Raw genomic sequence first — 10,870 nt, 5'->3', positions numbered from 1 at the left:
GGCGGCCAAGGCGGGCAAGAAGATCGACGGCCCCGACGTCAACGCCCCCAAGGGCGACATCACCCCCTCCGGAACCCACTCGCCGGATGAGCCCGGCGGCGGGACCACCCCGTCCGGCGCCAAGAACGACACCCCCGGAACGTCCGGAAAGGACTCCCCGGAAGGCTCGAACCGGCCGAAGGATCCCGGCGACAGCAAGACGCCGGAGACCCAGCGCCGGTGCGAGAACGACCCGATCGACGTCGTGACCGGGGAGATGGTGCTCGGGCAGACCGATCTCGAGCTGCCCGGCGTGCTCCCGCTCGTGCTGACCCGCACGCATGTCTCCTCCTACCGCGCGGGCCGCCTGTTCGGCCCCTCGTGGGCGTCCACAGTGGACCAACGGCTCGAGTTCGACGAACAGGGCGTGGTCTACGTCGCCGACGACGGCATGCTCCTGGTCTACCCCGAACCGCCGGTTCGCGGCGCGGTGCTGCCCGAGGTCGGCCCCCGGTGGCCGCTGTCGCGGACGGAGAGCGGATTCGCCATCCGGCGCCGGGAAACCGGGGAAACACTGCACTTCCCGGCGGTCGCCGCGAACGTGCGCCCGCTGGCCGCGATCACCGACCGCAACGGCAACCGGATCGACTTCGACCGCGACCCGGCCGGGACGCTCACCGCGATCCGGCACTCCGGCGGCTACCACGTCGAGGTCGGCTCCGAGCAGGGGCGCGTCACCGAGCTGCGGCTGCGCGGCGCGGACGGCCCGGACGTCACCGTCACCCGGTACCGCTACCAGAACGACCGGCTGACCGAGGTGCTCAACTCGTCGAACCGGCCGATGAAGTTCGACTACGACCTCGCCGGGCGCATCGTCGGGTGGACCGACCGCAACGGGGAGTGGTACCGCTACCTCTACGACGCCCAGGGCCGCTGCGTCGCCAACCAGGGCTCGGGCGGCTTCCTCAACGGCACCTTCAGCTACGACACCGAGAACCTGATCACCCGGTTCACCGACGCGCTCGGCAACACCACGACGTTCCGGCTCAACGCGGCCCGCCGGGTCGTGGCCGAAACCGATCCGCTGGGACACACCACCACCCAGGAATGGGACGCCGAGGACCGGCTGATCTCCCGGACCGATCCGCTCGGGCACACCACCCGGTTCGCCTACGACGCGGACGGCAACCTGCTCACCACGACCCGGCCCGACGGCACTCAGTTGCTGGCCGAATACAACGAATTCGGCCAGCCGACGGTGTGCGTGGGCCCGGACGGCGCGGTGCTGCGGCAGGAATTCGACGAACGCGGCAACCTCACCGCGGTCACCGATCCCGCCGGGGCGGTCACCCGGTACCGCTACGACGACCGCGGCCACCGGGTCGCGGTCGTCGACCCGCTCGGCAACGAGCGGCGCATCGAGACGAACGGCGCGGGCATCCCGATCGCGATCACCGACGCGCTGGGCGCCACCACCCGTTACACCTGCGACCAGTTCGGCCGCGTCGCCGCGATCACCGATCCGATGGGCGGCGTCACCCGGTTCACCTGGACCGTGGAAGGCCGGTTGCTCTCCCGCACCAAGCCGGACGGCAGCGTCGAGCGGTGGCACTACGACCCCGAGGGCAACCAGGTCGAACACGTCGACGCCCTGGGCCAGGCGGTCCGGGTGGAGACCACGCACTTCAACCTGCCCACGGCCGAGACCGGCCCGGACGGCGCCCGGCTCGAATTCGGCTACGACGAGACGCTGCGCCTGGTGTCGGTGACCAACGCGCAGGGCCTGGTCTGGCGGTACGACTACGACGCGGCCGGGAACCTGGTGCGGGAGACCGATTTCAACGGCCGCCAGGTCACCTACGCCTACGACGCGGCGAACCGCCTCATCGAGCGGACCAACGGCGCCGGGCAGACCACCCGGTTCGTCCGCGCCCCGATGGGGCACATCGTGGAACGCCGGTGCGGGGACGCCGTCACCACGTTCGGCTACGACCCCGCCGGACGCCTGGTCCGGGCGCGCAACGCCGACGCCGAACTGGTGTACCAGCGGGACGCGCTGGGCCAGGTGCTCGCCGAAACCGTCAACGGGCGGACCGTTTCCTCCGCCTACGACGCGCTGGGGCGCCGCACCCGGCGGCGCACGCCCACCGGGGCTCAGAGCCACTGGGACTTCGACCCGAACGGCAGGCCGACGAACCTGCACACCGGCGGCCGCACGATGTCGTTCGGCTACGACCCCGCCGGTCGCGAGGTCGAACGGCTGCTGGACACCGGGACCATGGTGGCGCAGGCGTGGGACGCGAACCACCGGCTGGTCGCGCAGACGCTCAGCGTGGTCGGCGGCGGGGCGGCGGCCCGGCAGGCGCGGCAACTCCAGCAGCGCCACTACCACTACCGCCCGGACGGCCACCTGACCGCGATCGAGGACCAGCTCGCCGGGGTCCGCCATTTCGACCTGGACCCGGCCGGCCGCGTGATCGGGGTCGAAGGCGCCGGCTGGCAGGAGCGCTACGCCTACGACGCCGCGGGCAACGTCAGCCACGCCGACCGGACGCGGGATCCGGAAGGCGGCGGGGCGCGCGAGTACACCGGCACTCTCGTCCAGCGCGCGGGTGACCTGCACTACCGGCACGACGCCCAGGGCCGGGTGGTGCTGCGGCAGCGGAAACGGCTCTCCCGCAAACCGGACACCTGGCACTACGCGTGGGACGCGGACGACCGGCTGGTCGGTGTGTCCACTCCGGACGGTTCCCGGTGGCGTTACCGGTACGACCCGCTCGGGCGGCGGATCGCCAAGCAACTCCTCGCCGCGGACGGCTCGATCGCCGAGCAGGTGGACTTCGTGTGGGACGGCACCGTGCTCGCCGAGCAGATCCACTCGAACGGCCACACCACCACCTGGGAATTCGACCCGGCGAGCTACCGGCCGCTCACCCAGCTGGAACGGGCCTCGGCGGGCCCCCAGCAATGGGTGGACCAGCAGTTCTACGCCATCGTGACCGATCTGGTCGGCACGCCCAGCGAACTCGTCGACGCGCGCGGCGAACTGGCCTGGCGGCAGGAGACCACGCTCTGGGGCGAAGCGCTGGGCAAGCTCGCGCACCGGGCCTACACCCCGCTGCGCTTCCCCGGGCAGTACCACGATCCGGAAACCGGCCTCAACTACAACTACCACCGCTACTACGATCCGGCCGCCGGGCGGTACGGCAGCGCCGATCCGCTGGGCCTGGGCGGTGGCCCGTCCCCGCACGCCTACGTGCACAACCCCACCGGCTGGACCGACGCGCTCGGCCTGACCGAATCGAGTGACCTCGAATGGGTCGACGCGAACGACGTCAACTTCTCCCAGCGAACGGTTTCGCCGAACGACTACGCGGAGGCGATGCGCAACGGTGATTGGGACTGGGAAAGGTCACCGCTGCGGGTCATGGAGGTGGACGGCCAGCTGGTGAGCTACGACAACCGGCGGCTGGACGCCGCGCGGGAAGTGGGCGCCCGGGTCGCGGTCCAGCGGGTCGATCCCAACGCCCCGCATCCCGACTCCACGACCGGGCGAACCTGGGCGGAGTCGTTCCAGCGACGTTTCCGGAGCGGCCGGAACCGCGGTCCCAACGGCGAACCCGTACCCGACAATGGGCTCTACGAACGGCCGACCGTCGAATGCGGCGGCGGTGGCCGACGGCGGAGAAGGAGATGAGTTCCGTGGCGGCATCGCTTCTGGCGCGGTTGTGGCAGGACCTGCGACTGCCCATCGAAGACGCGCTGTACACCGCGGACGGGTGGGGCTACGACGTCGAACCGAACCCCGAGGCCCCGGGCGGGCTCGAGTTCGGGGAACGGTTCGACCTGGCCGAACTGCTGCGCGAAGACGAGGACTGGATGTCCGAGATCGACCCGATGCGCGAGGTCGAACTTCCCGGCGGCGCCGGTTACCTGTGCGGCGGGGAGGGCTCCCACGGTTCGGAGGGGTTCTTCGGCCGGCTCGACGCGGACCGGAAACCGGTGTGGATCGTGTTCCTCGCCGACGGGAACCCGTTCCTGGACATCGCCGTCCACGGTGACACGGCGACCTTCACGTCGACCTCAGGGATCGCCATCACTCTCGACCTCGACCACCCGGTGCCAGAGAACCACCCAGACGAGTCGTGAGTGGTTCCTTTGCGCACACCCGGATCAGCCCTGCGGGTACACCGCGTGGACGACGAGTGTCCCGTCGGCCTGGAGTTCCAGCACGGGCACCCGCCTGCCGACGACGTCCCCGCTCGTCGAGTCGATCATGAAAGTGCCCCCGGCGCCGGGAATCGCGGTGTTCGGCGCGTTCGCGAGGTAGAGCTGGTCGCGGACGCCGCCGGGGGTGGGCAGCACGTCCGACTGCCCGGTCGCCCGGTGGATGGCGGTCGCGGCCGCCAGCATCGAATCGTGCGTCATGATCGCCCAGCCGTCGGCGATGTCGGCGGGGTCGAACCCCTCCCGGACGAACGCGTCCGCGAACCGCTGGTACTGCGGTTGATCGGGGTTGAACCGGGGATCGCCCAGGGAAAGCGGATCCGCCAGGGCCGAGAAGATGACCGACACCTTGGCGTCGCTCTCCGTCGGCGGCGGGAGAACGGATTTCAGCGAGGTCGCGTCCGAGCCGCTGACCACGGTGATCGTGCGGCCGCGTTCGCACTGGCGTTGCCGCAGGTGCGTGATGAAACTCGGCAGCAGGCTCGCCCGCCCCGCGTAGAACACCAGATCCGGCGGGCTGACCCCGCACAGACCGGTGGCGATGGTCTGGAACTGGTTCCGGATTCCCTGTGAGCCGGGCGCTCCGTTGTACGGGTAGATGCGCTGCCCACCGGCGTCCCAGTAGTTCTTGAGCACGGTCTTGAAGTCGTTGGTCAGCGACGCGGCGTAGAGGTCGATCGGGTTGTTGTCGCCGACCAGCATCGCCGTGCGCAGTTCCGGCCGGCCGGACAGGTATCTGCCGATCGCGGCGAATTCGTCCGCGACGTCGATGTTGACCTTGGTGAACCCCTCGATCCGGCCGTGGCCGAGACCGGCCGCGGTGCTGTTGAGGTTGTCGGCGGCGACCGTGGCCGCCACGATCGGGATCCCGTTGCGGGCCAGTTCCGCGGCGCCGTCCGCGGTCGCCTGGATGCTCACGCTCAGGCCGATCACGGCGACCAGGTGCTCCGGCCCGTCCTTCATGGCCTTGAGCTTGTCGACCACCATCGGCCAGGCCAGTTCCTGATCGCCCTCGTTGGCGAGCACCAGGCGGATCTTCGGATTGGCGTCACCGGCGTTGGCGGCGCGTTGCGCGAGGTAAGCGCCCTCGAGCTGGGCGCGAACCCGGTCCGGGTTGATGCTGTTCATCGTTTTCGGGGTCAGTGGGCCGAGGAAGGCGACGGTCACCGCGGGTTTGCCGTCCTGCCGCCGGTTCTCCGCCAGGATCTTGCCCTCGATCGCCTCGAGGGCGGGATCGAAGACGAAGGAGCCGTCGGTGACGCCGACGCATTCCCCATTCTGTTTCTCGACCCCGGCGCCGCATTCTTCCGGCCCGCGATTCACCACGTAGACCGCCGTTCCCACGGCGAGGCCGATGATCACCACCGCGCCGATCAGCAGGTACCCGAGGCGTCTCCGGCGGGCGCCCGGTTTCTCCGGCGGATCGAACGGGTTCGCTTCCTGCTCGCGCATTACGCGGACTCCTCGCTTCGGGGCAGCCAGTCGCGAGTGCGAGAAGCAAGGGTAGCGAAGCACCGGCCCCGGCGGGGCGGAATCCGCTAACCGGTCGGCGGCGCGGCGCGCAGTTGTGGCGGGGCGACCGTGACCGCCGGCGGAGCGCCGGGGAACGCGCGGACCTCCAGGCCCTGGTGGTAGGCATCCATGAAAGTCCGCCAGATGTCGCCGGGCACCGTCTGCCCGGTCACCCGGGCATTGGCGGCGTCGCGCAGGCGGCGTTCCTCGTCGGCGCCCACCCAGACCGCGGTGGCCACCTGCGGGGTGTAGCCGACCATCCAGGCCGCGGCGTTGTCGCCGGTGCCGGGAAAGCGGTGCGAACCGGCCTTCGCCGCGGCCGGGCGGCCATCGGACAGTTCCTTTCCACCGGGCACCGGGCGCAGTGATTCGGTGACCCGGTCGGCGATTTCCGGGCCGAACGCGGGCACGCGATCGGGTTCCGGCGCCCATTCCACGTCACCGCGTTCATTGACCACTTTGGACACGAAACGCGGGGTGGTGCGCACCCCGCCGTCGGCGAACGTGGCGTAAGCGGAGAGGAGGTCCAGCGTCCGCACCGGGTAGCGGCCGACCGCGATACCCGGGCCGATCGTGACCCCGTCGGCGTCCCGCAGCGTCGGTTTGCCGTCCCGGTCGATCGGGATCCCCGCTTCGTGCGCGGCGTCGCTGACCTTCCGCGCCCCGAAGCGCCGGGTCATCTCCACGAACGGGGTGTCGGCGCCCACCTGGGTCGCCTCCCGCACCGAGCAGAAATCGGTGCGGGCGCAGTCGGTCTCGTTCTTGAAGGTCTCCCCGCCGAACTCGGCCTTCTCCGGTGCGGGGAAGGTCGCGTCGAGCCCGGACCGCTGCAGCAGCCCGGCGACGGTCACGAACGGGTGGAACGCCGAACCGGGCGGATGCGGGGTCGCGGCGTAGTCGCGCACGCCCCACCGCCCGCCCTGGTAGGCCAGCACCCGGCCGGTGCCGGGTTCGAGGGAGACCAGCGCCGCCCGGAAGTGGTCCGGCTGCCCGGTCAGCCGGTCGCGCAGGGCCTGCTCGCTCAGCTGCTGGGCCCGCCGATCGATCGTGGTGACGATCCGCATACCGCCGCGGCGGAGCCGGTCGAGGGTGAAACCGTGCCCCTCGAGTTCGGCGAGCACCTGGCGTTTGAGGTGGAAGTCGGTGTAGCTGCCACGCCCGGCCCGGGTTTCCGCCGGGGTGAGGACGGATTTGCCGGGGTAGGTCATCCCCGCGCGTTCGGCGGGCGACACGTACCCGCGCGAGGTCAGCTTGTTCACCACGTAGTCCCAGCGCTTTTCCGCGTGCTCGTCGCCGGACGCGGCCGGATCGTGCACCGAGGGCGCCTGGATCATCCCGGCCAGGAACGCGGCCTCGCTCCAGGTGAGGTCCGGGCCGAGCGGTTTGCCGAAGTAGGCGTTCATCGCCGCGGCCGGGCCGTGCGTGTTGCGGCCGAAGGAGATGATGTTGACGTAGCTTTCGAAGATCTGTTCCTTGCTCTGCTGCTGGGTGATCTTCGCGGCGAGCACGAGTTCCTTGAACTTCCGTTCGTAGCTGCCCTCGTCGTTCCCGGTGGACTTCTTGATGTACTGCTGCGTGATCCCGGATCCGCCGCCGACCCCGGTGACCAGCGCCCGCGCGATGCCCATCGGGTCGAACCCCTGGTTGCTCCAGAAGCTGGGGTCCTCGACCGCGATGATCGCGTCCCGGAGCTTCCGCGGAACGTCGGCGTAGCGCACGAAACTGCGATCGCCGTCCTCGGGCACGATCTTCGACAGCTCGGTGCCGTCGGAGTACTGCAGGATCACCGTTTTGTCCTGTTCGGCGAGCACCTCCTGCGGGCTGCGCACCTCCCAGATGAGGTAGCCGACCGCGAACGCGCTCACCGGCAGCAGGACACCCAGCGCGAGGAGGACGTAACAGGTCCGCCGGATCCGCCGCCAGACCTTCTTCTGCCGCGCGGACCTCCGGCGCGCCTGCCGGATCGTCCCGGCGCCCTCGCCTTCCCGCTCGTCTTCCGCCACAACACCGACCTCCCGGACACCTCGTCCCCTGCCCACCCCCTCAATGCGGCGACCGGCCTCATCGGTTGCAACTAAATCGAGACCTCCCCGTGACCTGGGTCACTTCGTTACCCTGAGCAGTCATGAGCGACGCGTTGCCGGAAAGCGATGCCGCATTGGCGGCGTTCGGATACGAGCTCGGCATCTTGAAGCGGATCCGCCGGTCCGGCTGGTGGCAGGCCGGGATCCGCGATCCGGAGTCGGTCGGCGAGCACAGCCTTCGAGCCGCGCAGCTTGCCGGGCTGCTCGCGGCCGAGGAAGGCGCCGATCCGGCAAGAGCGGCCTACCTCGCCATCTGGCACGACAGCCAGGAGACCCGTACGGGCGATCTCCCACACACCGTCCGGCCGTATCTGACCAAGCCTGATCCTCGGGCGATCACTGAGGATCAAACCGCCAATCTGTCTCCGGCGGCGCGGGACTCCGTACGCGAGGCAATCGACGAATACGAAAACGCCTCAACGATCGAAGCTCGCTGTGCGAAGGACGCGGACAAGCTCGAGATGCTGCTCCAAGCTGTCGAGTACCGAGAGCAGGGGGTTCAGCGGGTCGAAGGGTGGATCGAATCGGCTCGCAAGGGCCTGACGACCGACACCGCACACAGGGTTGCCGAAGCGGCGGTCACCATGTCCCCGCTCGCCTGGCGGGAGCGCTAGGCACCGAACGTGTAACTCGCATACCCGAACGTGTAACTCGCGTGCCTGGCTGTGTAACTCGCGGCGGGGTCAGCTGAGGAAGGCGCGGAGCAGGGAGGCGGTGCCTTCGATGTGTTCGGCCATCGCCCGGCGCGCGGCTTCCGGGTCACCGGCGAGGATGGCGTCCACGATCGCCTCGTGCTGGGCGTTCGAATGCTCCAGATTCGGCTCCAGCAAAGGGATTTCGTCCAGGAACTGGTTGATCCGCGTCCGCACGTCGGCCATCGCGGTGGTCAGCGAGCCGGAGGCGGTGACCTCGGCGATGGCCAGGTGCAGCCGCGAGTCCTTGCGCCGGTAGTCGGCCAGGTCGGAGGTCGACGCCTCGGACAGCGTGCCGGTGAGGTGGCGGCGTTCGGCGGGGGTCAGCGAGCGCGCCGCCGCCATCTCCGCCGCGCCGGTCTCCAGCACGTGCCGCAGGCACAGGACGTCTTCCAGCCCGGTCGCGGTCGGCCGCGGGCCGCCCGCGGACTGCGGCGAGGGCAGCGTCTGGTTCACGAACGTGCCCCCGTACCGGCCGCGCCGGGACTCCACGTACCCCGCGTCGGCGAGCGCCCGGATCGCCTCCCGCAGGGTCACCCGGCTGACGCCGAGCCGTTCGGCCAGCTCACGCTCCGAGGGCAGCTTCTCCCCCGCGCCCACCACGCCGAGCCGGATCGACTGGAGCAGCCGTTCGACCGTCTCCTCGAACGCGTTCCCCGCCCGCACCGGCCGGAACAGCGCATCGCCCGCGGTCGCCCCGGTAACGGCCGCTCCGGCCTCGGGTTCGACGCTCACGATGCCTCCTCACAGCGACCAACGCTCACCGTGAGTCTACGGGCGTCAACACTCGATCACGTTCACCGCGAGCCCGCCGCGCGCGGTCTCCTTGTACTTGACCTTCATATCCGCGCCGGTCTCCCGCATGGTCTTGATGGCCTTGTCCAGGGTGACCACATGGCTCCCGTCGCCGCGCAGCGCCATCCGGGCGGCGTGGATCGCCTTCGACGCGCCGACCGCGTTGCGCTCGATGCACGGGATCTGCACCAGCCCGCCGACCGGATCGCAGGTCAGCCCCAGGTGGTGCTCGACGCCGATCTCGGCGGCGTTCTCCACCTGCTCGGGTGATCCGCCCCGCACCTCGGTGAGCCCGGCCGCCGCCATCGCGCACGCGGAACCGACCTCGCCCTGGCAGCCGACCTCGGCGCCGGAGATCGACCCGGTCTGCTTGAGCACCGAGCCGATCGCGCCCGCGGTCAGCAGGAACGTGACCACGCCGTCGTCCGAAGCGCCCTCGACGAACCGGCGGTAGTAGTGCAGCACCGCGGGGATGATCCCGGCGGCGCCGTTGGTCGGCGCGGTCACCACGCGCCCGCCGGAGGCGTTCTCCTCGTTCACCGCGAGCGCGTACAGGCTCACCCAGTCCATCGCGTACAGCGGATCGCCGACGCCGTCCTCGGCGCACAGCTTGTCGTGCAACGCCTTGGCCCGCCGCGGCACCTTGAGCCCGCCGGGCAGCACGCCGTCGTGCTCGCAGCCGTTGCGCACGCATTCGGCCATCACGTGCCAGATGTCCAGCAGCCCCGCCCGGACCTCCTCGCGGGTGCGCCAGGACAGCTCGTTGCGCAGCATGATCTCGCTGATCGGCAACCCGGTCGCGGCGCAGTGCCCGAGCAGATCCGCGCCGGTGCGGAACGGGTACGGCACCGGCGTCGCGTCCTCGGTGATCACCGGTTCGTCCACATAGGACTCATCGCGGACGAACCCGCCGCCGACCGAGTAGTACGTGCGTTCACGCAGGACCGCACCCTGGGCGTCGTAGGCCGCGAAGGTCATGCCGTTCGGATGCGCGGGCAGCGATTTCCGCCGGTGCATCACCAGATCGGTGTCCTCGTCGAACGCGATCTCGCGGGCGCCGCGCAGGTTCAGCCGCCCGGATTCCCGGATCGCCGCCACCCGGACCGGCACGCTGCCGGTGTCGACCGATTCGGGCCGTTCGCCGGACAGGCCGAGCAGCACGGCCTTGTCGCTGCCGTGCCCGTGCCCGGTCGCGCCGAGCGAACCGAACAGCTCGGCCCGCACCCTGGTGGTTTCGGCGAGCACACCGTCCGCGGCCAGCCCGTCGACGAACGTCCGCGCGGCGCGCATCGGGCCGACCGTATGCGAACTGGACGGCCCGATGCCGATCGAGAACAGGTCGAAGACGCTGATCGCCATCTCGGCCTACCTTCTCGCCAGGAGTGCGCTGGCTTCCTGGGCGGCGGGCCCGGCTTCGGCCAGGTGTGCCAGGTTCCCCGGCAGTTCCTCGCCCCGGTGCCGCTTGGTCTGCGCGTACAGCCGACCGGCGCGGTAGGACGAGCGCACGAGCGGCCCGGCCATCACCCCGGCGAAGCCCATCGCTTCGGCGGCCTTCGAATGCTCGACGAACTCCTCGGGTTT

Annotated in this window: 7 protein-coding genes and 1 pseudogene; 3 read left to right on the top strand and 5 right to left on the bottom strand. The window is 70.4% G+C overall.

Annotated elements, in window-relative coordinates:
• The coding region (locus FXO23_RS49635; RefSeq protein ID WP_158896051.1) for a DUF6531 domain-containing protein at positions 1 to 3,676 on the top strand (3,676 nt) is incomplete at its 5' end.
• Between the two features lie 5 nt (positions 3,677 to 3,681).
• Positions 3,682 to 4,128, top strand: coding sequence for a hypothetical protein (locus tag FXO23_RS49630; protein ID WP_218952433.1), 447 nt, complete (start codon positions 3,682 to 3,684; stop codon positions 4,126 to 4,128).
• A gap of 24 nt (positions 4,129 to 4,152) precedes the next feature.
• Here the strand turns inward: FXO23_RS49630 and FXO23_RS49625 are convergent, their stop codons facing one another.
• The gene (locus FXO23_RS49625; RefSeq protein ID WP_158896047.1) at positions 4,153 to 5,658 is read right to left on the bottom strand and encodes a type 1 periplasmic-binding domain-containing protein; all 1,506 of its coding nucleotides are present in this window, start codon (positions 5,656 to 5,658) and stop codon (positions 4,153 to 4,155) included.
• Positions 5,659 to 5,744: 86 nt separating this feature from the next.
• A complete protein-coding gene (locus tag FXO23_RS49620; RefSeq protein WP_246258614.1) occupies positions 5,745 to 7,721 on the bottom strand; it encodes a transglycosylase domain-containing protein in 1,977 nt (658 codons plus the stop codon).
• A gap of 122 nt (positions 7,722 to 7,843) precedes the next feature.
• On the opposite strand from FXO23_RS49620, the gene FXO23_RS49615 reads away from it, so the two are divergent.
• Positions 7,844 to 8,416 carry an HD domain-containing protein gene (locus tag FXO23_RS49615; RefSeq protein WP_158896045.1) on the top strand — a complete coding sequence of 191 codons (573 nt, stop codon included), beginning with the start codon at positions 7,844 to 7,846 and terminating at the stop codon, positions 8,414 to 8,416.
• A gap of 69 nt (positions 8,417 to 8,485) precedes the next feature.
• Here the strand turns inward: FXO23_RS49615 and FXO23_RS49610 are convergent, their stop codons facing one another.
• From FXO23_RS49610 to FXO23_RS49600, 3 genes and pseudogenes are all read right to left on the bottom strand, one after another.
• Positions 8,486 to 9,229, bottom strand: coding sequence for a FadR/GntR family transcriptional regulator (locus FXO23_RS49610; protein WP_158896043.1), 744 nt, complete (start codon positions 9,227 to 9,229; stop codon positions 8,486 to 8,488).
• A 45-nt stretch (positions 9,230 to 9,274) separates the two neighbouring features.
• Positions 9,275 to 10,648 (bottom strand): L-serine ammonia-lyase, encoded by a 1,374-nt coding sequence (locus FXO23_RS49605; RefSeq protein WP_158896041.1) that lies wholly within the window; start codon positions 10,646 to 10,648, stop codon positions 9,275 to 9,277.
• A 6-nt stretch (positions 10,649 to 10,654) separates the two neighbouring features.
• Positions 10,655 to 10,870, bottom strand: a pseudogene (locus FXO23_RS49600) (lipoyl synthase); the annotation flags it as partial.

This window comes from Amycolatopsis anabasis (assembly GCF_009765355.1).
Lineage (GTDB): Bacteria > Actinomycetota > Actinomycetes > Mycobacteriales > Pseudonocardiaceae > Amycolatopsis > Amycolatopsis anabasis.
The sequence above is the reverse complement of the archived record's forward strand: the minus strand, read 5'-3'. Positions and strand labels throughout refer to the sequence as shown.

What these genes read in the sequence shown, in the direction of transcription:
- FXO23_RS49625 (WP_158896047.1), bottom strand. Translation starts at nt 5,658, where the DNA reads ATGCGCGAGCAGGAAGCGAACCCGTTCGATCCGCCGGAGAAACCGGGC.
- FXO23_RS49615 (WP_158896045.1), top strand. Translation starts at nt 7,844, where the DNA reads ATGAGCGACGCGTTGCCGGAAAGCGATGCCGCATTGGCGGCGTTCGGA.
- FXO23_RS49605 (WP_158896041.1), bottom strand. Translation starts at nt 10,648, where the DNA reads ATGGCGATCAGCGTCTTCGACCTGTTCTCGATCGGCATCGGGCCGTCC.